The following is a 23,210-nucleotide window of genomic DNA, read 5'->3' as shown; positions in this document are numbered from 1 at the left end:
GGGCCGGGGTGCGGGGCGGCAGCGCCCGCACGCGACCGCAGGGAGCGCGCGGCCCCGGGCCGCGGACCGCACCCCTCGGGGTGCGCGCGGCCGGCGGCCGCGAGGGGTTTCGGCGGCGCGGGCGAACAACACAGTGGTGTGCGGTGTCGGTGCGTTCCTTCGGTGGGGCCTGCGATGCGTCCGGCGCGCCAGGTTCCGGGGTGCCAGGGTGGAGCGCCCGCACCGCAGCGCAGCGAGGAGCGGACGAACGACCCTGGCGGCCCGGGTTCTGGTGTGCCAGCATCGGCGCAGGCCCCGCCGGAGGGACGTGCCGACACCGCCTTGCCCGCGCCACCGCGCGGCCGCCAGGCCGCGATCCTCAGCGACCAACCACCCCACCCGGCGGTGCGGTGCTGAACGCGTGCACCTCCGACGCAATGCGGCTGGAAGGTAGTGCGCGGGAGCTACGGCAGTGCGGCAGGGCTTGGTGCCGCGGCAGCTCAAATCCTCCCAGGGCAACGACGACAGGTGAGCCGGCTGACCGACAGGCACGAACCCGGAGCTGGCCCGTTTCTCCGGATGCCTCAGTGTTGCGCGTGGCGGTGGTCTCGCTCGGCGGGGATCATGTCGACAGCCTCATGGTGCTGATTTCGTCTGGCAGCTCGGCCGTCCGATCGTTCGAAGACCACGAACGTGGCTGGGCGAATGACATTTGGTTCGATGCGGGGGGAAGATTCCGATATCGACGTGTGGCAGCCAAGCAGGTTCGACAATCCGAGCAAGTTGGTCGGCCGTGACAACTGGACCGCCGATGACGTTGTTCCAAGCGGTTTCACAGAGCTGGATCTCAACCCGGCGATAGGCAGAGTCGAGGATTCAGCGCCGGTCCGCGGTCAAGGACGGATCGGCGAGAGCGCTATCTGCCGGGACGTCGGTTTGTCGGTCTTCTTTGGTGCGCAGCGCGTCGGGCACAGGGGACTGTCGCATACCCGCACAGGTCCATGCGCCGCGCTTCGGATTTGTGTTGCCGGGTGAGCGCGCGGGCACATCGCTGGACTGCGGCGGTCCGAGCGTCGAGGTTGTCGCGAGCAGCGCGCAGACTGGGGGCGACCGGTTCGGCATGGCAGGATCGGTGCCAGTGTTTGCCGAATAGAGGCAGATTCGGTAGGCGCGCCCGCGAACGATTCCGCCTCGGGGTGGCCGGAACAGCGTGCGATTAGGCTCTCAGGACGGAATAGGGATTGTCCGGGCGTTGTCGATCGAGTCCAAGGTGGTGTCGTCGATGACGTGGATGACTTGCATCCGATCAGGGTGATCGGCGGCGTGACCGTGCTTGGCCCAGGCTGCTGCGACGACTTGCCCCACGCGGTACGTGGTGAGGTAGAGAACATGTGCTGCGGGCTCGTCAGCGGACGCAATCCTACTGGCGTGCGAGTCGAGAACTCTGGCCAGCTTCTGCGGAGATTTGTTGGTCAGTTCGATCTCGACGATCACGCTGGTGTCGTTGGGCAACCACAGCATCCCATCTCCGAGGTGAGATTTCTTGTCGATCGGGGCATCCCGAGTCCACTGGCGGGGCTGCGACGCCATGGCGGCCGGAAGATTCCGGTTGTAGTGCAGGAATTCTTCGCCTCCTGCTTTGAGCAGCTTTATCGACATGTCCGCGATGATCAGGTCGTGGGCGAGCTCGCGGCGCGCGACCGGATAGGGCTGATGGGCAGGCCAGTACACGCGGCGGTTGTTTCCTCGCCGGAGTCCCGCAACTCCAAGGTGTCCATGGTTGACGAGATCCATCAGACGCGCGGAACACCGCTTCTTAGTCATCGGTGCATCGCCGAAGTGCGCGTAGGCATTATGCATAGTATCGGTGCTGGCGATCTGCACCTCTGCGAGCCATTTGAGAACTGCGGCATCACGATCGGTGATGGTGACGGTCCGCCGTTGCACCGTCGACCGGTTCACAGTTGGCAGTTTCACCACGGCCCTACCGCTCCCATCCGCGCCGTGCGAGCCGGTTCCCGCAGCGATCGTGACATCGGTACGGACTGCGTCGCAGCCCAATTCATGGAGTCATTCGTAATGTGTCTTCCCACCTTCATCTCCGCACCTCCCTGCATGATATCGACGCTCGATGACGGCCCGCTGCAACAGAGCAGCCCCCTGCTCGGAATTGGCCTCGAATTGGTCTTGCAGGTGGGAGCGAGCCGGGATCTTGAGTGCGAACCACCTCCCGAGTGTCGCCTGACCCAGGCCCGGCTCGCGCCGAGGCGCGAGCGCCAATCGGGCGCGTGTCCTCGCTCTGCGAGGACACAAACACCGCGGAGCGGGGCCAGCGCAGCGCGCCGCCTGCGGCGCTCCTACGAGGTGGTGGGGGAGGGTACGCTGTTCGCCCTCCCCCACCACCGAGCGCGGTCACACGGATGTGGGATCGGGCCGCCGCAGGCGGCGCACGGCCAGCCCCCTCCGGGGAGGGGGCGCGGGCCGAGGGGGAGGGGAACCCCCTCGAGGGGGCAGGGGGTGGAACCCCCTCCTTGAGGAGGGGGCAGGGGGAGGTGAATGTGTGTGTGCCGTCCACGGAGCGCGGTGGGGGAGGGTACGCCCTTCCGCCCTCCCCCACCGCGCGTAGTGGACGGCACACACATGTCTTTTCCCTTTCTCCTGCCCCCTCCTCAACTCTCAGTTTGGATTTCCGCCTTGCCCCCGTCCTTGGTTTTCAAGACCACCCTCGGTCAAGGAACGCAGAGCGGGGGTGGTCTTGAAATCGTGAGCCTGCGAACGAAAAGGACGGGGGCAAGGCGGAAATCCGCAGCTAAACCAGTGTTTTGGGGCTGGATTAGCCCCTGGATTATCTACTGGATTATCCCCTGGACTAGCCCCTGGATTACCCCCTGGACCCAACCCCTGCGCTAATCCAGAGGGTAATCCAGGGGGTAATCCAGCCCCTCGCCCATCTCCTCACGACACTTCTCGCGCCGCGATCGTCTGCTCTGCCGGCGTGGAGTGGGCGCGGTGGTACGCGGCGATCACGTCGCGGTCGATGCGGCCGACCGGCGCCACATTGTGTCCGTTTTCGCGGGCCCACTTCCGGATTCGCTTCCGCTCATCCGACTGCGCCGCCGTAGATTTCGCGCCATGCGTCTTCGAGGTCTTCTTGACCTTGCGCGCCACCGAGATGAACGGCGCCAGCGCTTGCTCCAGCTGGGCTGCGCTTTCGGGACCCAGTTCGATCTGGTAGGCGGTGCCGCGGTAGCTGAAATCGACCGTGTCGGCAGCGGCGTCGATCTTTCCGGTGAAGTCATCGATGACGTCGACGACCGTTCTGACCTTGCGTGCCATGGATTGTCCTCTCCCATGTCTGCTTGATGAATACTTCGATTGCCAGGATAGGGACGATCCACCGCTTGTCGACCAGGCCGCCGACGGTCATAGCGGCGGTCAGCAAGCAGGTTTCAGCACATCCGATGTTCGGCACCGGACAACACAACCAATGCAATTTGCGTAAGTTGCGTAAGTTGTATAAAATAGCCTCACCCAGGCTAATGCGTGGAGTTCACGCTTGAGATCTACTAAATGAGAGAGGTGCTGTGCGGTTCTTCCTCGGTGTCCACCGGCCTATCTGGCTGGAATCACTCGGCGTGCCTGCATTCGTTTCCCATCAAACGTTGCGGCGATGTCGACGCCTGCCGAAAGCGATTGCGCCGTGGGCGTTGGATTCCGGTTCATTCACACAGTTACAGCGCTTCGGTTCCTGGGATCGCGGCCCGTCTCCGAACGAGTACGCCGACCGTGTCCGTCTCTACAACGAGGAGATCGGTCGGCTTGAGTTCGCGGCTCCGGCCGATTGGATGTGTGAGCCCGCGGTATTGGCCGGAGGGACGTTTCACGGGGTGCGGTTCGCGGGCACCGGCCTGACCGTGCGCGAGCATCAACACCGGACCGTGCAGAACTTCTGCGAAATTCGAGCCGCCGCCCCAGAGATTCCCATCATTCCGGTAATCCAGGGCTGGACCGTCGATGACTACATTCGCTGCCTCGCGCTGTATGCGTCCGCGGGCGTCGATTTGACCTCCGAAGCGACCGTCGGTGTCGGCTCGTTGTGCCGCCGCCAAGGCACTCGGGAGGTCGCGGAGATCATTCACAACATCGTCGACGCGGTGCCCGGAATCGCGCTGCACGCTTTCGGCGTGAAGTCCAGCGGGCTGGCGTTATACGGCGATCAGATTTCGTCGTCGGATTCGATGGCGTGGTCGATGGCGGCGAGGTTCGCGCCGCCGTTACCGGGTTGCGAACATCGCCGATGCGTAAATTGCCCACGGTACGCACTCGCATGGCGCGCTCGCGTGCTCGACTCGGTGCCGCGCCAGCCTCTCGAACGGGCGGTGCAGTTGTCGTTGTTCGGCAGGGAGTCGCCCGGGTCGGGGATTGTCAGCTCGGTGATCAACACGAAGGAGGATGACCATGGCCGCTGTCGTGCAGCGTGAGCGGACTACTCGGCGGGCGTGCCGAGCGGGCGTACTGCCGCATGTGCGTAAGCCGCGTAAGGTTTCGCGCATGCGAGTGATCGAGTACGAGCACCTGCGTAAGCACCTGTCGGAAGAGCTGAGGAAGGCGTATCGGGACGATGAGGTCACCGTGGTCGCCTACCTCGACCAGCCGATCGCTGTGCTGATGTCGCATGGGGTGTGGTCAGTGGGCCAGCAACAGAAGAAGGTGCCCCAGAGGTTGGTAGACGAGCCGATCAACTCCCGAGCGGCCCGGCCCATGCTTCGGGAACTGCGGGAGAAGCTGCAGCGAGGCCGTCACATCACTGTGACGGTGTGGAAGGACCAAGCGGTGATCGCGCCCTACGAGTGGGCGCGCGCCGCTTTCCAGGACTGGGATCTGCCCGAAGCCCTGCAACCGCCGGCCGATGCGACGCAGGGCGAGAACAGCGTGCAGATCGTCTACCGCTCGGCCCGCATGTTGCAGAAACTGCGTGCGGAGTTCGACGGTGCCGATGACCCGGAGTGGGAAATGGACCGGCGGCTGGCGGCTCTGCGCTCCCATATCCCGGAAGATCGTCGCAAGCGGCTGCGTGGAGTGGTGTATGTCGAAGGCGGTCGAGTGGCGCGCGTGCGTTCGCTGGATCCCGACGCCGAGTGGGTCGATCTGGAAGACCGCGTCAGCCTGGCGCCGGTGTCGCCGCCATTGGATCGGAAGGAGATCGACGCACGGTTGCCAGGGCTGGGTCTATATCCGGGGGATCAGCGGCTGACACCGCAGGGAGCATCGCGCGAATATCTCCAGTTCTGATCAACGCTTCGAGCGCCCCGCCGCGACAGACCGCGACACCGGTCAGTCAGGAAGGCCTACGTCTTCGATGGCGATATCGACTTTGATGCCACGGAAACTGGGGTGCCGCAGCACCTGGTCGGCGGAAAGCTCACGATAGGAGACGTCGGCAACCAAGACGGCGTCAGCCCACCGGGCGCGTGCCACCACCTCACGCGGAATCGCCCCGATGAGTTCGGGCATCGGAGCGGCGATCTGGTCGAGGGCCTGGCGTAGCACGTGCCGCGCCGGGCCGCTCAGACCTGATCCGACGCAACCGAGGTACACCAAGCGGCCCGACTCGTCCCTGCAGCCGAGGATCAGGGCACCTAGCGACCGCGAGTGCGCACCGGTTCCCGGGAGCCAGCCCAGGATGAGGGCGTCGCCGACGCGGCGGACCACCGATTTCACCCACGCGTGTGACCTGCCGGGCAGGTAGGGAGAGTTGTTCTTCTTGCTGACCACGCCTTCGAGGCCTACGTCGGCGACTGCGGCCAGCACTCAATCACCCTCCGTTCCCGGCCAGACGGGCACAGTACGCAGGCCCCAGCTGTCAAGCGCGAGGCCTTCAAGCCTCGCCCGGCGGATCTTGTAAGGCAGTACGGTGGTCGGTTCGGCATCTAAGGCCAGCAGATCGAACACGGCGAATTCGAGCGGCGTGTTCCGAATCTGACGTCGGCTCGGGTTCGTGAGGTGGATCCGACGTTGCAGTCTGGAGAACGACGGGCGACCGTCGGCGGCACTTGCCACCAGTTCACCGTCCAAAGTCGCGGTGCGACCGTGCAGTGAGGTGGCAATACGCTCGGCGATGTCGGGAAACGAGGTGGTGACCTCGCGCCTGGCTCTGCTGTAGAGGCGGCAGTGCCCGTCACGGCAGACCGACATCAGCCGCATCCCATCGAATTTGAGTTCCACCGTCCACGCTTCGGTGCCGGGCGGCGACCCCGGTACGGCGAGCATCGGTGTCGGGATCGATACCACATCAGCGTATCTACAGCTAATGACATTCACGCAGATGGAAGGAATTTTATGGACTTAGAGCCCGGTTCAGCATCCCCGCCATCACTTGCAGGACCTCGTGCAGATGACAACAGATCCGCCGTGATCCCGGCGACGGCACGAGAGAACACGTTGACACGGCCTGATTATTCGCTTTAGATTCGCTTTCCATACGGGTTCGCAGTGTCGATCAACTCGGTCGGCCGCCCGGATGGGGAGGTAGTTTGCTATGCGAATTCGCGCAGCAGCAGGACTGGGATCGACTCTGATCGGGCTTGGCATCGGCGTGGCGATATCGGCTGGATCCGCCTCGGCAGCGGTGCCGTTGCAGTCGCCGGGTGTGATTGCCGGCGTGGGGCTCACCCATGCCGAAACAGTCGCCGTAGCCAACAGCCCGGTGCCATCAGTACTGGGTATTGGCTTGCTCGCACCACTGACTGTTGTTGTGGTACCCGACGGCTCACCGACACCCCACACGGAGGATGGCCGCGTGGCCGCGACGATGCAGACCATCTGGCAAGACATGGCCGGACAGCCCAACGGACGGATCTCGGTGGCCCTGGTGGATCCAGCGCAGACCGGCGGCAAGCTCATCGTTGTGAAGCAGTTTTTGTAACCCAGGGGGAGGAGCGCTGACGAATTATGCGCTTCAGATTCGCTTTCGGCGTCGCGTGGTGTCGACCGACCTCCGGGGCTGCGTTGGTTCAACGAATGAGGCAGGGGGCTCGCCGCATGTGGGCGTGGAGCAGGAGCGTCGCCGAATACGCCGCCGCGGCGACATGGACGCGCCACGCCGCGAGGACGAGTGAGCCGAAGTACGGTGAAGCGAAGTACCTGGAGCGATCGAAGCAGCGTATCGAAAGCGTGTTCGATCTAGAGTACGGTTCAGACATGTTGGAGACAGCGCCTCTTGGCTTCGCTGAGAAGCAGATCGGGGAAGTGCGGCGCCAGCTATTGGACGCGGCGGCGTTCGGCAAATCCATCTCTCCTGAACAGCTGGAGAACATGGCTGGCAAGCTCCTGGCTGCGCTGGGGGCCTTCAGGCTCTCGGCGGCGGGTGAGGACTCGGGCAAGCCCTAGTTCCCGCTGGCAGGGTGCATCGCCGTTTGGCGCTGTTTGGTTCATCTGCGAGCGCGGGACGCCACGAGGCAACGACGCGGGCGTCTGTAGGCAGTGAAGCATCCAAACGACGTGCTGCTTGGGCTGTTCATTTCGCGGCTTGCCGTGGTAGCACCGGTTCGCCGGTGCCTGCGTCCTCGCCCATCTCCTCGGCGATGCGCATCGCCTCTTCGATGAGCGTCTCGACGATCTGCGCCTCCGGGACGGTCTTGATGACCTCACCCTTGACGAAGATCTGGCCCTTGCCGTTGCCGGAGGCCACCCCCAGATCGGCTTCGCGCGCCTCGCCGGGACCGTTCACGACACAGCCCATCACGGCCACCCGCAGCGGCACCGCCATGCCCTCCAGGCCCGCGGTCACCTCGTTGGCCAGCGTGTACACGTCGACCTGGGCGCGCCCGCAGGACGGGCACGACACGATCTCCAGCTTGCGCGGGCGCAGGTTCAGCGATTGCAGGATCTGCCCGCCGACCTTGACCTCTTCGGCGGGCGGTGCGGACAGCGACACGCGGATCGTGTCGCCGATACCCTCCGACAGCAGCGCGCCGAAGGCGACCGCCGACTTGATCGTGCCCTGGAACGCCGGGCCCGCCTCGGTGACGCCGAGGTGCAGCGGGTAATCGCACTGCGCGGCCAGCTGACGGTATGCCTCCACCATGACCACCGGGTCGTTGTGCTTGACCGAGATCTTGATGTCGCCGAACCCGTGCTCCTCGAACAGGCTCGCCTCCCACAGCGCCGACTCCACCAGCGCCTCCGGGGTGGCCTTGCCGTACTTCTCCAGCATCCGCTTGTCCAGCGAACCGGCGTTCACGCCGATGCGGATCGGGATGCCCGCCGCGCCCGCAGCCTTGGCGACCTCCTTGACCCGGCCGTCGAACTCCTTGATGTTGCCGGGGTTGACCCGTACCGCGGCGCATCCGGCGTCGATCGCGGCGAAGATGTAGCGGGGCTGGAAGTGGATGTCGGCGATCACCGGGATCTGGGATTTCGCGGCGATCGTGGCCAGCGCGTCGGCGTCCTCCTGACGGGGGCAGGCCACCCGCACGATGTCGCACCCCGACGCGGTGAGTTCCGCGATCTGCTGCAGGGTGGCGTTCACGTCGTGCGTCTTGGTCGTGGTCATGGACTGCACCGAGATCGGGTGATCGCTGCCAACCCCGACGCGGCCGACCTGAAGTTGACGGGTTTTGCGGCGGGGCCGCAGCGTCGCGGGTGGTGGGTTGGGGGCGGGAAGATAGACCGGTGCATGCGTGGTCATGGCGCACTCCAGGTGACGGCGGGCAGTGCGGCCGCCGGCGCGGGGCCCGGCGGGGTAGCCAGTAGCGTGCGGCAGTCGGCGGCGATGCCCGTGCTGATGAGTCCGCAGTGGGACAGCAGCTCGGCGCGGCTGGCGTGCGGGAGGTAGCCGGTGGGGACGCCGAGGGTTCGAATCGCGGCCGGGGAGTGGGGAGAGCGCTCGGTGACGGCGTGCACGAGGCGGGCGCCGATGCCGCCGTCGACTAGGTGTGATGTCCAGGGAGGTTGTACCGGGTTGGAACGGTGAGCCTGTGTGACTGGTGAAGGCCTCCGGCGGTGAAGTGGAGCTGTCGAATTCACCGCTTCACCGATCCGGAGGCCTTCGTGTCCCACGCTAACGCAGCGTTGACCCCGCGTGCTCGTCTACGACTGGCCCAGCTCGTCGTCGACCGCGGCTGGAGCTATACCGCAGCAGCGAAAATGTTCATGGTCTCCCCGCGAACCGCCAGGAAATGGTCCGACCGCTACCGCGGCGAGGGTCCTGCCGGGATGGCCGACCGCAGCTCGCGTCCGGTGACCAGCCCGGCCAAGACCCCGCCACACGCGGTACGCCGGATCGTGCGGCTTCGGTGGCGTCACCGGCTCGGACCGATCCAGATCGCCGGCCTGCTGGCGATGCCGGCCTCGACCGTGCACGCGGTGCTGACCCGGTGCCGGATCAACCGTTTGTCGCGCATCGACAGGGTCACCGGCGAACCGCTGCGCCGCTACGAACACCCCCATCCCGGGTCGCTGATCCATGTCGACGTCACCAAGTTCGCCAACATCCCCGACGGCGGCGGGCACAAGTTCCTCGACCGCCGCGCCAGCAAGTCCAACGCCCGCGCCACCGCCCACCGAACCGGCAAGCGCGGCAACAACTACCGGCCCGCCATCGGCACCGCATACGTGCACACCGTCATCGACGACCACTCCCGCCTCGCCTACGCCGAGATCCACTCCGACGAGAAGGCCGCCACCGCGATCGGTGTGCTGCAGCGGGCCGTGGCATGGCTGGCCGACCACGGCGTCGCCACCGAACGGGTGCTGTCGGACAACGGCTCGGCCTACAAATCACATGCCTGGCGCGATGCCTGCACCGAACTGGGCATCACCCACAAACGCACCCGCCCCTACCGGCCACAAACCAACGGAAAGATCGAACGCTTCCACCGCACCATGGCCGAGGGCTGGGCTTACGCCCGGCTGTATGAATCCACCGAACAACGCAACACAACCCTGCCCGCATGGCTCCACTTCTACAATCACCACCGAGCCCACTCCGCCCTCGGAGGTCGGCCACCGGTCACCCGGCTGACCAACCTCCCTGGACATCACAACTAGGCCGTCTTCAACGGTCACGGTGGCGCGGTGGCGGGCGACGAGTCCGAACAGCGCCGGGTTGAGCGGTGTGACCCATCGCGGATCGACGACGGTGACTCCGGTTCCCTGTTCGGTGAGTTCGGCGGCCGCGGTCAGGCACGGCGCGGCCATGGCCCCGACCGCGACGATCAGCACGTCGAGTGGCAGGTGGGGGCTGCGGTAGAGGATGTCGAGCCCATCCATCCGGGCTTCGGCCGAAAGATTCGGCCCGACTGAGGCTTTCGGGAAGCGCAGGGCAGTGGGTCCGTGGATGCCGATCGCTTCGCGTAGTAGTGCTCGCAAGGACGCGGGGTCGCGTGGGCAGGCGATCCGCATCCCGGGGACGCTGCTGAGCAGCGCCAGGTCCCATAGGCCGTGATGGCTGGGTCCGTCGGGGCCGGTGATTCCGGCGCGGTCGAGGACGAGGGTGACGGCCGCCTGGTGCAGGCCGATGTCGTAGAGGGCTTGGTCGAGCGCGCGCGGCAGGAATGTGGAGTACAGCGTGACCACGGGGTGCAGGCCGCTGCTGGCCATGCCCGCGGCGGCCGCCAGCATGTGCTGCTCGGCAATCCCGGAATCGATCACACGGTGGGGGTGGGTGGCCGATAGTGCGCCCAAGCCGGTGGGCAGCCGCATCGCGGCCGTGGCGGCGACGATCGCCGGGTTGCTGTCGGCGAGCGTGGCAAGCTCGTCGCCGAACACATCGGTCCATGTCGGTGTCGGTGGTGTGGTCGGTTGGCCGGTGGCCGGGTCGATCACTCCGCAGGCGTGCATCCGGTCGGCCGTGTTGTTCTCGGCCGGCTCGTACCCTTTGCCTTTCTCGGTGACGGCGTGGACCACGATCGGCCGCGTCGATTCGCGCGCGCGGGTCAGTGCGGTGGTGATGGCCTCGATATCGTGTCCGTCGATGGGCCCCATGTACTCGAATCCCATGAGCTGAAAGAGGTTTTCCCCTCGGGTGGTTCCGTCGCGCAGTTGCGCGAGATGGGTCGCGATCTGGCCGACTGTGGCGTCGTAGCTGCGAGCGTTGTCGTTGACGACGACGACCACGGGCGCAGCGTCGGCGCCGAGGTTATTGAGGCCTTCCCAGGCGACGCCGCCGGTGAGTGCGCCGTCGCCGATCACGGCGATCACCCGGCGGCCGGGATCGCCACGCAGATGAAACCCGCGGGCCAGGCCGTGCGCGTGGGCGATACTCACCGAGGCATGTGACGATTCCAGCCAATCGTGCCGTGACTCCGCCCGGCTGGGATACCCGGACAGGCCGCCCTTGCGGCGCAGGGTGTGGAACTGCCCGGCGCGGCCGGTGATGATTTTGTGCGTGTAGGCCTGATGGCCGGTGTCGAAAATGATCGGGTCGCGCGGTGAGTCGAACACCCGGTGCAGGGCGATCGTGAGCTCCACCGTGCCCAGCGAAGCGCCCAGGTGCCCACCGGTGGCAGCGACCTGCTGGATCAGGTGTGCGCGCACCTCATCGGCCAGTACCCGTAGCTGCGCTGCGTCAAGTCGGGTGATGTCGTTGGGTTCGGAGATGGACGCCAGCACACCCGCCGTCGTCGCCGGCCGGGCGGCGTCCGGGCGGGTCATGACTGCCTCTGTGACGTGGGGCCCGGCAGCTGACGCGGCGGCGCGAACCGCATGGATTCGGTGGTGATTTCGCGTTCGACCACGTGCACGGGTCCGCGGGCGCGCAGCGCGTCGATGACCTGGCCGACGAGTTCGGGCGGGGTGGAGGCGCCCGCGGTCACACCGATGGTGTCGGCGTGCTCAAGCCAGGCCTGGTCGATGTCCGTGGCGTCGTCGATCAGGTAGGCCGCGGTGCCCGCGCGACGGGCGAGTTCGACCAGGCGCTGGGAGTTGGACGAGTTACGGGAGCCGATGACCAGCAGCACATCCGCGTCGTCCACGACTGCGCGCACGGCGTTCTGCCGGTTGGTGGTGGCGTAGCAAATGTCCTCGGACGGCGGCTCTTTGAGCCCGGGGTAGCGAGCGCGCAATGCCTCGATCACCGCGGTGGTCTCGTCCACTGCGAGCGTCGTCTGCGTCAGCACCGCCACCGGGGTGTCGTCGGGGAGTTCGAGTGATGCCACGTCCTCGGCTGTCTCCACGAGCACCGTCGCGTCCGGCGCCACGCCGAGCGTGCCGACCGCCTCTTCGTGCCCGGCATGGCCGATCAGGACGATCCGATCGCCTCGGCGAGCGAACCGCTCGGCCTCGTGATGGACCTTGCGGACCAGCGGGCACGTCGCGTCGAGAACCCGCAAACCGCGGCGGTCGGCTTCGGCGCGCACCACGGGCGACACACCGTGCGCGGAAAACACCACAGTGGCGTCGTCCGGCACAGGGTCGGGAATGTCGTCGAGTTCGTCGACGAAGATGGCGCCGCGCGCGGCGAGGGCGTCGACGACGTGCCGGTTGTGCACGATCTGCTTGCGGACGAACACCGGACCGGGCGCATTCGCCAAGGCCCGCTCGACGGTTTCGATTGCCCGCTCGACGCCCGCGCAGTAGCTGCGGGGCGAGGCCAGCAGCACAGTGGTGGTCGTGCTCATCACCGCCTCCCGGCCGTTGCGTATTTCCACCAACCGTCGATCTCCGGAAACGGCGGCGGGGTCAGGTCGTCGGGATCGACCAGGGCCGGGGTCGCGGAGAGAATCACCTGCGCCGGAGGCGAACTCGTGGGCGTGCTGGTGGCGTGGTGGTGGTAGCGGGGGGTGGAGGAGGCCCAGTGGATGCCCGCGGGGATCCAGTTGGGCAGGTCGATGGCCAGTCGGGCGACGGCTGGACGGGGGTCGGTGCGCAGCTGCTGCTGCAGATGCCAGGCCAGCGCCACCGTCCGTTCGTAGAGCCGCCACGTTTCTGTCACCGCGGCCGCGGGCTCGAGGTCGTTGTGGTGGGTGAGGACGGTGATCAGATTCGTGGTGGCGGTCCCGGCGTTGCGCTCTTTGACGATGCTGTACAGGTCGTTCAGCAGAATGGTTGCCGTCATCGTCGCTTTGACGAACGCGTGCACCGGCGGGTCGTCGATCGCGCGGGGCGACAGTGGGCAGCCCATGGTCGCCGGGGTAAACGGCAGCAGGGTGCCGACACCGCATTTGGCCCAGCGAGTCCTCAAGTACGTGCCCAGGCTCGGCGGTGTCGGTCGTCGTTGTAACGCTGTGTAGCGCTCCTGCCCGATCAGCCATGTCGCGAATTCCACACGGAACCAGAGGATTTCGGTGTCGGTCAGCACGTTTTCGAGCTGGCCGCGCAGATCCCGCAGCGCCGCCGCCCACCGATCACCGGGCGGCAGCGGCACGTCCGGGCCGTCGGTCATCACCGATTGGAGCACGCCGGCGTGCGCGACGATCTGCTCGAGGTGAGGGTGGGCATCCCAATGGTCATCCAGCAGCGACCCGAATAGGAACCACTTCGTCGCGGCAAGGATGGTGGAGTCGGGCGCGTGCGGCAGCGCGGGGGCGATCCCGGCCGCGCAGCCCATCCGCGTCGCGATGCTGGCAGGTTCACAGAGGCCCTGATCCAGGCACCACACGACCGCGTGGTCGTCGATGGCTCGGATGTCGCACGGATGCGATCGCAGGGGGAAGGGGCAATACACCGTGACTTGCCGTTCAGCCACTGGGGGTTTGGGCGTGGCCACGTCGAAGGGCTGGGTTGCGGTCATGGGTTCCTCCGAACGTCGGGGTGTCAGGCGGTGCGGTCGACGACCAGGCGCGCGAGTGCGGTGAGCTGGGCGCGGCCATGAGCGGTGGGATCGGCTCGTTCCAGATGGTCGAGCGCGCAGGCGATCTGCTTGTTCGCGTAGTCGTGCACCCAGTCCAGGGCGCCGCTCGCCTCGATCAGTTCGGCGGCTCGGGCAACCTGCTCCTCGGTGAGCGGCTGAGCTGCGGCGTAGATGGCGGCGAGTTCAACGGCTTGCGGGCTGCCGGTGTTCAGCGCGACCACCACGGGAAGGCTCTGCTTGCGCCGACGCAGGTCGGCCTGCGCAGGCTTGCCGGTGACCTCACGCAATCCCGAAATACCCAGCAGGTCGTCGCGTGCCTGGAACGCCAGTCCGAGATGTCGCCCGAACCGTCCGAGTGCGTGGATGCGATCCTCGGTGGCGCCGCCGAGCCGGGCGCCCAGCGCGCAGGCACATTGCAGCAGGGCAGCGGTCTTGTCGTCCATCATCGTCAGACATTCGGCCAACGCGACGTCGCGACGGGTCTCGAACGACGTGTCCACCAGCTCGCCCTCGATCAGCTGCAGGCCGTCGGCGGTCAACCTGTCGACGGCCGCAACCGCATGTGGTGCACAACTGAGCAGGGCCCGGATGGCGGCGACCAGCAGGGCGTCACCAGCGAGGATGGCGGTAGAGGCAGAGTAGGCGGCCCACACCGAGGGCCGGTGCCGCCGCAGGGCGTCGCCGTCGATGAGATCATCGTGGATCAGGCTGGCGTTGTGCATCAGCTCCACCGCGACCGCGGCGGGCACCGCCGCGGCCCGCAGGCCACCGACCGCGTCCGCGCACGCCAGCACCAACGCCGAGCGCACCCCCTTGCCCCAGGAGCCCTCGCCGTCGCGGGTACTGCCGTCCAATTCCGCCCAACCGAAGTGATAGGACACAACCCGGCCGATCCCGGGCGGCAGCGCGCCGATCGCGGCACGCAGAGCCGGAGCGACCACCGTCCTCGCCTCACCGAGAAGGTCACCGCCCACCAGTGCCGACCTGCTCGGACCTTCCGGCGTGCGGGCGATCGGATCATCGACCGATCGGGTGAGGGCCCGGCCGGTCGATGACGCGGCCGTCGCCAGAGGCAGGTGCGGGGTTGCGGTGTGCTGAGGCATGGGATCTTCCGTGGTCGTCATGAGCTCGGCCGAGCGGTCGTTTGCTGTGCGCGTCCGGCGAGGTGATCGTGGCGGCGGTAGCGCGAATCACCGTTGTGCTGTCGCATCATTCGCTGGCCGGCGGCGACCCAGCTGCGGCGCCCGCACATCTCGCTGAGGCGGGTCGCGGCCGGCAGAACGCACCGCAAGACCTCCGCACCCCGAATGACGGTGGCGGCGCCGCCCAGGATGCGTTGCATCAGGTGGTTGTCGGGCAGGTCGAGAAAGTCGGCGTTCTCGCCGCCCAGGATCCGGCGGGCGTAAGCGCACAGAATGGCGGTGGCTGCGGCACGGCCGAGGCGGTGCGGCAGATCATCGTCGTTTCCGACGGTCAACGGCCCGATCGCTTCCAGCAACGCACGCGCCAGCCGTTGACTGTCCAGGTCGGGGGCGTCGAACTCGTAAACAGCCTGCACAGACATCAGCCGCGCCGCATCACGCTCGTCGGTCGGAAGTATCTCTGGATCCACGCCCACCAGGTGCCCGACCACTCGCCAGTAGTGGTAGACAGCGGCTTTCTCCCCGGCGGTGAATCGCAGACCGAGGGCTTCGGACCCCGACAGGATGGCCACGGCGAATAGCGCGTTCGTGCCCGCCATCTGGGACTGGTTGAGGGGGCGATCCCACGCCTCCCAATCCCAGTCCGGTCGCCGCGACATGCCAGCACGCACCAGGGCATGCATCAACCGCACCCGCAGTGTGGCCGTCCACCCGGGTGCGAACGGCGCAAGTCCGCCCGGTCGCGTCACCTGAACAAACCAGTAGGTCGTCTCCGCCGTCCGGCGGGCCGCCATCCGTTCCAAATCGCCGGTGATAACCAGGGGTTTGGTGACACGATGCGCGAGATACCCGCCCAGCAAAGCCCCCATGCTCAGCGCGGCGAGCCCGACCGCGCCGGTGCGTCCGATCACCCGAGCCGCGAGGTCGAGCTGTGCGGAATCAGCCCAGTACGGAGTTTCGGCTCCGTGGAAGAACGCCCTCAGCTCCGGCGGCGGGTCGGCGAGGGTGTCGATGCCTTGGGTCAGCGCCTGCTCGAACATCGCCCGGCCCTCGCCGGGCGGGTACCGGCGGAACATTTCGACCACCGCGTCGGCGGGCGGATCACCCAGTGCGGTGAATCGCCGTGCGTAGGCGACACGTTGGTCGGCGGTGACGGCGGTCGTCCGGGCCTCGGGCGGTAGGAGGCTGCGTGGGAACACTTTCTCCTGGTGTGCCGTTGCCCTCACCTCGTCCTCACTCGACACCGAGCAGGGCCGGGCCAGCGATTCTCGGCTGGAACAGCGCCGCGGGTGGGGCGGTCAGCGACATCACCTGCGCGAAAGTGGCCGCGGTGTGGGCATCGCGGGTCGCGCGGTGCAGCACCCGGGACATGAAAATGTGCTGGGTACGGATCAGCGGCCCGTGGGGTGCGCCGATGGTCTCCGGCAGTCGCGCGTCCTCGGCGGTAGACATCATCCACGCGTCCCGCCCGCCCGCAAGCACGGCGCGGCAGGCCGCGCGCGCGGTCTCGTGACCGATGCCGCCGTGCCGCTCGACCGCCGCGTCGAGCGCTTGCGCACCCAATATGGCCAAGGTCATGCCCTGGCCATAGACCGGATTGACCACCTCCGCCCGGTCGCCGAGCAGGACAAGCCCGGCCGGAAGTTTCCGGATGTCTCGCCGCACACTCGGACCGGCCGGAAACCACTCCACTCTGCTGGCGGACTCGGCCTGGCTCACGACATCACACAAGATCGGGTCACGAAGTCGGCCCAGCAGCTCTTCGAATCCGGCCTCGCCCTGGCGCGGTCGACCGCTGTGCATCCCGCCCAGACTCACGATGTAGCGGTTCTGCTCGACCGGTAGCAGCGACCCCGTCCACGGCTGGCCAGCAGAGGTCTGCAAGTACAGGGCACGGCCGCCGAGGGTTGCGGTGACATCAGAGGGGAGCTCGATCAACCGGCTGCTGTAGGCGCATCCGGCATCGACTCGGATCTCCGGCAGCGGCGCGCACCCCAGCTGCGCGAGCCAGGTGGCGGCTGCACTGTTGCGTCCTGTGGCATCAATGACCAGCTGCGCGGGGAGGTCTTCGGTGACGGTCTGTCCGCGCTGGCGGATCCGCACGCCGGTCACCGCGTGGTTGTCGCCGAGCAGTCCGATGACTTTGGTGCCCTCGATCACCTGCACCTTGCTATCGCCGAGTACCCGCGCTCGCACCCGGTGGTCGAGCAGGCTACGGGTCAATGAAAGAAACGCGACCGGGCTGTGGTGCGGTGCCATCCACCCCGCCGAGCTCAGCCACCGCAGATCCCTGCCCATGACAACACGCACAGCGCCAGCGCTGAGCAGGTCGGCCACGATGCCGGGCAGCATTTCCTCCAGCGCTCGATGGCCGGCCTCCAGCAGCAGATGAGCATGATTGGATTGCGGTGTCCCCGGCCGGAACCCGGGTGTGAGCGGGTACCGATCGCTTTCGATCACCACGACCTCGTCGGCGGCGTCACGTAACACCCACGCCGCCAGCAGCCCGGCCAGGCCTCCACCGGCGACGACTGCCGTTGTGCACCGCGCGCGAATGGTGCTCATGCCGACTGCTTCCCTTCGCGTGCAGACTGGGTCAGCAGTGTCCGGTGCGGCGGGGGCACCGCCACGAAGGCCGTCGCCGGATCCCGGCGCACCATCCGGCCGAACTGCGCGACCGTTCCCGGCCACGGATTGGTGACCTCACCGTCGATGCGTTTGAACCACGTGGGCACACCGGCGGCGGGCCACACGGTGTCGGCTATCGCGCCGTCGAGCCAGCCCGCGAACTCCGCCATCGCCGCTGAGGTGACCTCGATCGGGGCGCCGAGCCGGGCGCTGAGCTCCAGACAGCGCACGATGTAGTCGGTTTGGAGTGCTTTGATCGCCGGGTTGCTGTTCGCCGGAGTGAACGAGTTCGGTCCGGCGATCATGTACATGTTCGGGAATCCGGGCACGGCCAGCCCGAGTAACGCGTCCGGACGCCCGGCACGAGCCCACCGGTCGTGCAGGTTCACACCACCACGGCCCCGGATCTCAATCCCGCCCAACAACTCCGGTGCCCGGAACCCAGTGGCGAAGACAATGACATCGGCATGTCGGTCAATGCCATCCACCGTGCGGATGCCATCGGCGGTAAACCGCTCTATCGGGTCGGTGACCAGCTCGACATGAGGCTGCATCAGCGCCGGATAGAACCCGTTGTCCAGCAGAATTCTCTTCTCACCGATCCGATACGGCGGGGCCAGCTTCGACCGCAGTACCGGATCAGGAACCTGGCGACGCAGATGAGCACGAGCGACCCACGCCGCAGGCCGCGCCGACCATCCACCACGCATGATCGGCGCGAGCACGAGATCGGCCCCGTGGTACAAACCCGCCCGATACAGCTGGTGCGCCCCGGGCACATGCCCGAGGATCCATCGGGTGACCGGACCGAACCGCTGGTCGGGCTTGGGTAGGATCCACGCCGGCGTGCGCTGGTACACCGTCACCCGCGCGGCGGTGCGCGCCAGTTCGGGCACGATCTGCGCGCCGCTCGAGCCGGTGCCGATCACCGCCACGTCCCGCCCGGCCCAATCGACGCTGTGATCCCACCGGGCGGAATGGAACGCTGTACCGCCGAACTCGGCTCGGCCAGCAATGTCTGGGATGTATGGCCGGTGGAGTTGTCCGACCGCCCAGACGATGTGATCGGCGCGGTAGGTGTCGCCGCGGCGGGTGGTGATCGTCCATCGTCCGTCGTCGTCGCAGTAGGTTGCGGCCGCGACGGCGGTGTCCAGACGCAGGTGCGGGCGCAGACCATGCCGGTCGGCGATTCCACGCAGGTAATCCAGAATCGCCTGCTGGTCAGGGTATCGGATTGCCGGGTCGCGCCAGGGGTCGAAGTCGTAGGAGTAGAGGTGGCTTGGGACGTCGCAGTTGGCTCCCGGGTAGCGGTTGTCCCACCACACACCGCCGACCTGAGGGTTCTCCTCAAGAACCAGGAAGTCCAGCCCGGCCTGCTTCAGTTGCTGTGCGACTCCCAAGCCGCCGAATCCCGCACCCACCACGATCACCTGCGTCCCGGGCGGTGTCTCGGCAGGACGTGATGGTGATGTGTGGGCGGACGCCGAGTCAGCGATGTCGGTGGTCATACGCTGGTCTTTCTGTGTGATGGCTGCGGGCACCGGCTTTGCGGGCCAGCGCGAGAGGGCGGAGGGCTATTCGGCCCACGGAGCGGTGAGCACCAGCTGCTCCCAACCGGTGCGGTAGATCAGCGCCAAGCGCCCGTCGGGCACGGCCGTCACTTCGGCACGGGCGGCCTGGATGACCGCCGCCTTGAAGGCCAGGCGCGGGTGTTCGGCCAGCACAGTGGCAAGCCATTGCTGGTCCATGTCGGGGGCACGCAACCCGAAGAGGTCCAGCCCAGCGCCCGTGGAGAGCAGTCCGGCGATCGTGGACAGGTCCGATACCCCGAGGGTGATGTGCTGGGCGATGCCGTCGCGGACGGCCTGCACTCGCTCAGGCGCCTCACCCATTTCGGTGAGGGCCATCGCCGCATATTCCGCACCTCGAACAGCGAAACACCTTCCCGGAACGGGGTTTTCCAGTGCGATGTCGTGCAGCATCGCGGCCACGAAAGCGAGTTCGTCGTCGACGGCGGCCGCACGGTCGTAGCGGGCGAGAGCCCTGCCGAAGTAGTAAGTCCTCCAGCTGTGCTCATACATTGCGGGGCTGAGGGTTTCGCGGGCGCGGCGCTCGGCGTCGCGAGCCAGCGGAGTATCGGGGAATCCGAGATCATCGAGGCGGGCTGTGCCGTGGCCGCCGAGGGCGGTGCGGACCTTGCTGTCGAGCAGGCTCGGCAGGACGGTCAGCAGCAGGGTTCCCAACCGCATCGCCTGGCGACGCGATAGCACACCGCCAGTGAGCGATGCCCAGTTCCAATCGAGCTCGTCCAGCACGCCCATCCGAATCCCTTCATCGGCCACGGCAGCCGTCAGCCGTCGGTCACATTTGGGCTGCCGGGTAAACCCTCAGTGATCCCACAAAAGCGAATCTAAAGCGAATTTTTGCGAGAGTCAATGGGCGGGCTTGGCTCAGTCCGCCGAGGTAGCAGGCAGTGCCCACTGGACCGCCCTTGACCTAGAGGGCGAATTCAAAGCGAAGTCCGTGCACATATCGCCCCAGTGGGCACCGCGGCGGCAGCGGCCCCGCGTGAACCGGCCGCGCACATGACCCTCCGGTCGTAACCCGCCCGATGCCTACGAGAGGACATGCGCCGGGCGCATGCGCTCAGGTGAAGGCTGTTGCGGACAGCATGGGAAGACAGGGCTCCAAGGACGAGCTGGGCAGAAGGCCGACGAGTGCTCCTACAGCCCTACCCGTCCGGCGCAAGCGGGGCCGGGTAGGGCGCGAACGTGGGAGGGGCTATCGAGGCGCCCGATTACTAATCGTGATCAGTGGTCGTCAGGCGTTGGATGACCTGCTCTGGCGAGTTCGCCCAGTTGTCTTTGTCCGCGTCGAATCGCCGGTAGAGTTTCGCGGCAGCCTCAACGAAGTCGGCGGGTAGGCCGGCCTCAGAAAGGCTTATGGCGGCCTCCTCGACCTCGGGTACCCAGCGCCAAGCTCTGGCCGCGACTCCAGGGAGCGCGGCTCGGTCGTTGAGGAAGCCAGTTCCGATCCGATTCGCCTCGGCGACAAGCATGTCGGTGATGCCGTGCTGGTCTGCGAGACCATGGGAAATGGCTGCCAACAGCCGAGCCGGGCGTTGGTAAGCGATGAGAGCCATCTTGAGCGCGCTCGCTGCACCGAGCCTGTCGCCAAGTAGATCAACGGACAAGCCCGCCGTGGTGAACAGATCACGTACCGATACGCACGCATTGCGAGCACCCGCAACGAAAATCTTGGCGGACGGGTTGTCATCACGTGGCGGCGGCCCGGAGATCATCGCGTCGACCACTGCAGCGCCGTGATCAGTCAAAAGCGCTGCGATGTGTTGCAACTGCTGTGGGCTGATCGCATTCGCCTCGACATAGATTCCCTCGAATCGGTGTTCGGCGACCATCTCTGCGACCTCGATCGCAGCGGCGGACGGGCAAATCGATACGACGATTTCGGCACGCCGAAGTAGTTCCGCGGGGTCTTCGATCGAGGTGAGCTTGGCGTCAGTGGCACGCCTGCGAGTGTCAGTACTGCGGCCTTCGGGGCACCACAGAACGGTGTGGCCAACTGTAGCGAGTCGGCCACCGAGCGCTGCCCCCATATTGCCTGGATGTAGCAGTCCGACGATCATGATGTTGCTCCAGGTGGTAAGGCATGAGCGCTGCTCACGGGCGAATCCTTGATGCGGTCGCGTAGACCGATCGCCAGAGCAGATGTCTGGAAGTGGGGCCGCTCCAATGCCGTACTGATCTGGCGAAGTCGTCGACCGACGCTTTCGACACGTCGTTGTCCACCTGTTTCGAGGACCGCTTCGATCTGTTCCGCGGCGCCGTCGAGGTCGCGCTGCAACAGCCGCGCGACCGCGAGGTCGAGGCGTGCTAAGGACATCTCGCCGAGCCGTCTCTGCTCGGGCGGGTCTTCGAGGTAGAGCTGAAGCGATTCGTCAGCGAGGGTTTCTGCGATGGCGTAGTTGCGATCACCGCCGAGCCAAAGACGAGCATTGGCCGCTGAGTACGCCTGCTTACCGATGGGGAATGCCATCATGCCGCCGGGCTGATCCTCGCCTTGTACGTGCTCCCGGGCCCAGTCGGCTCGAGTCAACGCCTCCTCTGTTCCACTGGCATCCCTCATGCGGGCGCGAGCACGGGCCTCGACGGAAGCGAGGCGTACTCGAGCCGTGCCGGCTTCGGGGGCGAATTGCCATCCCTGTTCGGCAAATTCGACGGCATCGGTGAACCGGTCGTCCCAGTAGGCGATCAGTGCCTGAAGACCGCGCACCCAGCCGCGTAGGCCATTGTGCTGAGCAAGTTCCCCACAGAGAAATGCTGTGCGAGCCTGAGTCTGTGCGGCGTCGATGCTGCCGAGGTCGAAGGAGGCATTCGCCAGGACCGCGCAGACTGTACCAGCGACGAGGTAGAGATCCCGAGTCAGCTTGGGCGGCTGCCGTCCTTCCAGCTTCCTGAAGACGCGGTCGCGAAGCGAACGCAGCTCGACGAAGGCAGGGTAGACGGGCCTATTCGGGTAGACGTTGACGATGCGCTGGAGGTCAGCATGGAACTGCTCCAGCGTGTGCGGCCCCACGTTGGACTGTTCAGCGAACTCGCCGAACGCGGCGGATTCGGTTGCCGCCATCGTGGTCATCTCCTCGATGTCTTCCCGGATACCCGGTGCAGGACGCCATGGGGCTACCAGTTCCTGGGGCGGCACCTGTACCGGTGTCGACGGTGTCCAGTCTGCCAGCGGGGGACCGAACATGTCTTCTGCGGTCACCCCATACTCCTTGAACATCTGCTCGAGGACCCGGCAAGAGATCGGGGTGGGAAGCCCGATCTCTCCCTTGATCCACCGGCGAGCGGTTGACCAGGACACGGCGGCCTTCGGTGCATGTGTCTGCTCGGCGATCTCAGCAGACGTCCGCTGGAAAACAAGCACAAATTCACTCGTGGTGAGCCGCTTCGCTTTCACCAACTGTTCGAGGCGCGTGCGATCTGCCTGGCCGGCCACGCGATCTCCTTCTCCGATGACTGTGGGTACGTCGACAAGCTGAGACTACGGACCCGATGACACTCCCAGACCTGTCTGCTGACCAGATGCGCACCGAATGCTGACCACATGCTCACCGCATGCACGCCCTGCCTGTACGACGATCTGAGGTCATCAATCACTGGCCAAATCCGCAGTCAGGAGGGGCATGATGACTTGCACCGCAGGGGAAGGTGTTGTCTGGTGGGACAAACCTGAGTCTCGGATCCATAGTGCAACTACTACGGTACGGCGACTCTGCCCTGCAGCGTGTAGCAGTAGCCGCAATGCTGATGCTGGGTTTGCACCGCACAAGGGCCCACGGTCGTGACCCGATGGACAGCCACATCACAGTCAAGTTCAGCATCAACGGTCTGCCGGTGATCCTGCACTACCGCGCAGAAAGAAGCGCAGCGGACGTTTTCGCCGCAGAGATGCGACGAAAGAGCCCTTCTCGGACTGTCACAGTCGATGACGCCGTGACAGAAGAGATGGCTCGCCTTCCCTGCCAACGGCTTTTCCTACCGTGATCCCGCTTGCTCGCGAACTGCACTCACCCGCGAGTCATATCGACTGAGCCGCCCGAAGCCTTCCACCACCATCGCCATATTTCCTTGACGCTCGCCTGACCA

At 66.3% G+C, this 23,210-nt stretch carries 21 protein-coding genes and 1 pseudogene; 6 read left to right on the top strand and 16 right to left on the bottom strand.

Annotated elements, in window-relative coordinates; all coding sequences use genetic code 11:
* Window positions 1-615 precede the first annotated feature (615 nt).
* The 3 genes from ACWEO7_RS25225 to ACWEO7_RS25215 form a co-directional block, all read right to left on the bottom strand.
* Complete coding sequence (locus ACWEO7_RS25225; protein WP_452426627.1) at window positions 616-855, bottom strand: Scr1 family TA system antitoxin-like transcriptional regulator; 240 nt, start codon at window positions 853-855, stop codon at window positions 616-618.
* Between the two features lie 348 nt (window positions 856-1,203).
* The gene (locus ACWEO7_RS25220; protein ID WP_452426625.1) at window positions 1,204-1,941 is read right to left on the bottom strand and encodes a hypothetical protein; all 738 of its coding nucleotides are present in this window, start codon (window positions 1,939-1,941) and stop codon (window positions 1,204-1,206) included.
* A 993-nt stretch (window positions 1,942-2,934) separates the two neighbouring features.
* Window positions 2,935-3,315: a histone-like nucleoid-structuring protein Lsr2 gene (locus ACWEO7_RS25215; RefSeq protein ID WP_452426623.1), complete on the bottom strand. Its 381-nt coding sequence runs from the start codon at window positions 3,313-3,315 to the stop codon at window positions 2,935-2,937.
* A gap of 248 nt (window positions 3,316-3,563) precedes the next feature.
* Here ACWEO7_RS25215 and ACWEO7_RS25210 point away from each other — a divergent pair, with 248 nt between their 5' ends.
* A complete protein-coding gene (locus ACWEO7_RS25210; protein WP_452426621.1) occupies window positions 3,564-4,460 on the top strand; it encodes a deazapurine DNA modification protein DpdA family protein in 897 nt (298 codons plus the stop codon).
* Window positions 4,461-4,536: 76 nt separating this feature from the next.
* Window positions 4,537-5,271 (top strand): hypothetical protein, encoded by a 735-nt coding sequence (locus tag ACWEO7_RS25205; protein ID WP_452426619.1) that lies wholly within the window; start codon window positions 4,537-4,539, stop codon window positions 5,269-5,271.
* 42 nt (window positions 5,272-5,313) lie between these two features.
* Here ACWEO7_RS25205 and ACWEO7_RS25200 read toward each other — a convergent pair whose 3' ends face one another.
* Window positions 5,314-5,790 (bottom strand): ATP dependent DNA ligase, encoded by a 477-nt coding sequence (locus ACWEO7_RS25200; RefSeq protein WP_452426617.1) that lies wholly within the window; start codon window positions 5,788-5,790, stop codon window positions 5,314-5,316.
* Window positions 5,791-6,300 carry an ATP-dependent DNA ligase gene (locus ACWEO7_RS25195; protein ID WP_452426615.1) on the bottom strand — a complete coding sequence of 170 codons (510 nt, stop codon included), beginning with the start codon at window positions 6,298-6,300 and terminating at the stop codon, window positions 5,791-5,793.
* 217 nt (window positions 6,301-6,517) lie between these two features.
* Between ACWEO7_RS25195 and ACWEO7_RS25190 the strand changes: the two genes are divergently transcribed.
* Both ACWEO7_RS25190 and ACWEO7_RS25185 read left to right on the top strand, forming a co-directional pair.
* A complete protein-coding gene (locus tag ACWEO7_RS25190) occupies window positions 6,518-6,904 on the top strand; it encodes a hypothetical protein (protein WP_452426613.1) in 387 nt (128 codons plus the stop codon).
* A gap of 95 nt (window positions 6,905-6,999) precedes the next feature.
* The gene (locus tag ACWEO7_RS25185; RefSeq protein WP_452426611.1) at window positions 7,000-7,368 is read left to right on the top strand and encodes a DUF6374 family protein; all 369 of its coding nucleotides are present in this window, start codon (window positions 7,000-7,002) and stop codon (window positions 7,366-7,368) included.
* A 127-nt stretch (window positions 7,369-7,495) separates the two neighbouring features.
* On the opposite strand, the gene ispG is transcribed toward ACWEO7_RS25185, so the two are convergent.
* Window positions 7,496-8,668 carry a flavodoxin-dependent (E)-4-hydroxy-3-methylbut-2-enyl-diphosphate synthase gene (ispG, locus tag ACWEO7_RS25180; protein ID WP_452426609.1) on the bottom strand — a complete coding sequence of 391 codons (1,173 nt, stop codon included), beginning with the start codon at window positions 8,666-8,668 and terminating at the stop codon, window positions 7,496-7,498.
* Between the two features lie 107 nt (window positions 8,669-8,775).
* On the opposite strand from ispG, the gene ACWEO7_RS25175 reads away from it, so the two are divergent.
* Window positions 8,776-8,913, top strand: coding sequence for a hypothetical protein (locus ACWEO7_RS25175; protein WP_452426608.1), 138 nt, complete (start codon window positions 8,776-8,778; stop codon window positions 8,911-8,913).
* Window positions 8,914-9,030: 117 nt separating this feature from the next.
* A complete protein-coding gene (locus ACWEO7_RS25170; protein WP_452426606.1) occupies window positions 9,031-10,029 on the top strand; it encodes an IS481 family transposase in 999 nt (332 codons plus the stop codon).
* A 9-nt stretch (window positions 10,030-10,038) separates the two neighbouring features.
* Here ACWEO7_RS25170 and ACWEO7_RS25165 read toward each other — a convergent pair.
* From ACWEO7_RS25165 to ACWEO7_RS25120, 10 genes and pseudogenes are all read right to left on the bottom strand, one after another.
* Window positions 10,039-11,634: pseudogene (locus ACWEO7_RS25165) on the bottom strand (1-deoxy-D-xylulose-5-phosphate synthase); the annotation flags it as partial.
* The gene (gene ispH / locus ACWEO7_RS25160) at window positions 11,631-12,599 is read right to left on the bottom strand and encodes a 4-hydroxy-3-methylbut-2-enyl diphosphate reductase (protein ID WP_452426604.1); all 969 of its coding nucleotides are present in this window, start codon (window positions 12,597-12,599) and stop codon (window positions 11,631-11,633) included. The gene ispH and the pseudogene ACWEO7_RS25165, both read right to left, overlap by 4 nt.
* Window positions 12,599-13,711, bottom strand: a complete 1,113-nt coding sequence (locus tag ACWEO7_RS25155; RefSeq protein ID WP_452426602.1) for a terpene synthase family protein — start codon at window positions 13,709-13,711, stop codon at window positions 12,599-12,601. Before ACWEO7_RS25155 ends, ispH begins: the two co-directional genes overlap by 1 nt.
* A gap of 23 nt (window positions 13,712-13,734) precedes the next feature.
* Entirely contained in the window at window positions 13,735-14,874 is a 1,140-nt protein-coding gene (locus ACWEO7_RS25150; RefSeq protein WP_452426601.1) for a polyprenyl synthetase family protein, read from the bottom strand.
* A 17-nt stretch (window positions 14,875-14,891) separates the two neighbouring features.
* The gene (locus ACWEO7_RS25145; protein ID WP_452426599.1) at window positions 14,892-16,139 is read right to left on the bottom strand and encodes an oxygenase MpaB family protein; all 1,248 of its coding nucleotides are present in this window, start codon (window positions 16,137-16,139) and stop codon (window positions 14,892-14,894) included.
* A 7-nt stretch (window positions 16,140-16,146) separates the two neighbouring features.
* Window positions 16,147-17,478, bottom strand: coding sequence for an NAD(P)/FAD-dependent oxidoreductase (locus ACWEO7_RS25140; protein WP_452426597.1), 1,332 nt, complete (start codon window positions 17,476-17,478; stop codon window positions 16,147-16,149).
* Complete coding sequence (locus ACWEO7_RS25135; protein WP_452426596.1) at window positions 17,475-19,049, bottom strand: flavin-containing monooxygenase; 1,575 nt, start codon at window positions 19,047-19,049, stop codon at window positions 17,475-17,477. The genes ACWEO7_RS25140 and ACWEO7_RS25135 overlap by 4 nt, the downstream gene beginning before the upstream one ends.
* Window positions 19,050-19,115: 66 nt before the next feature.
* Window positions 19,116-19,862, bottom strand: coding sequence for an HD domain-containing protein (locus tag ACWEO7_RS25130; RefSeq protein ID WP_452426594.1), 747 nt, complete (start codon window positions 19,860-19,862; stop codon window positions 19,116-19,118).
* A gap of 479 nt (window positions 19,863-20,341) precedes the next feature.
* The gene (locus tag ACWEO7_RS25125) at window positions 20,342-21,187 is read right to left on the bottom strand and encodes a DUF1932 domain-containing protein (protein WP_452426592.1); all 846 of its coding nucleotides are present in this window, start codon (window positions 21,185-21,187) and stop codon (window positions 20,342-20,344) included.
* Window positions 21,184-22,560, bottom strand: a complete 1,377-nt coding sequence (locus ACWEO7_RS25120; protein WP_452426590.1) for an XRE family transcriptional regulator — start codon at window positions 22,558-22,560, stop codon at window positions 21,184-21,186. The genes ACWEO7_RS25125 and ACWEO7_RS25120 overlap by 4 nt, the downstream gene beginning before the upstream one ends.
* Between the last annotated feature and the right edge of the window lie 650 nt (window positions 22,561-23,210).

The sequence above is a fragment of the Nocardia sp. NPDC004260 genome (assembly GCF_053603155.1).
This window is presented reverse-complemented; position numbering and strand designations above follow the sequence as displayed.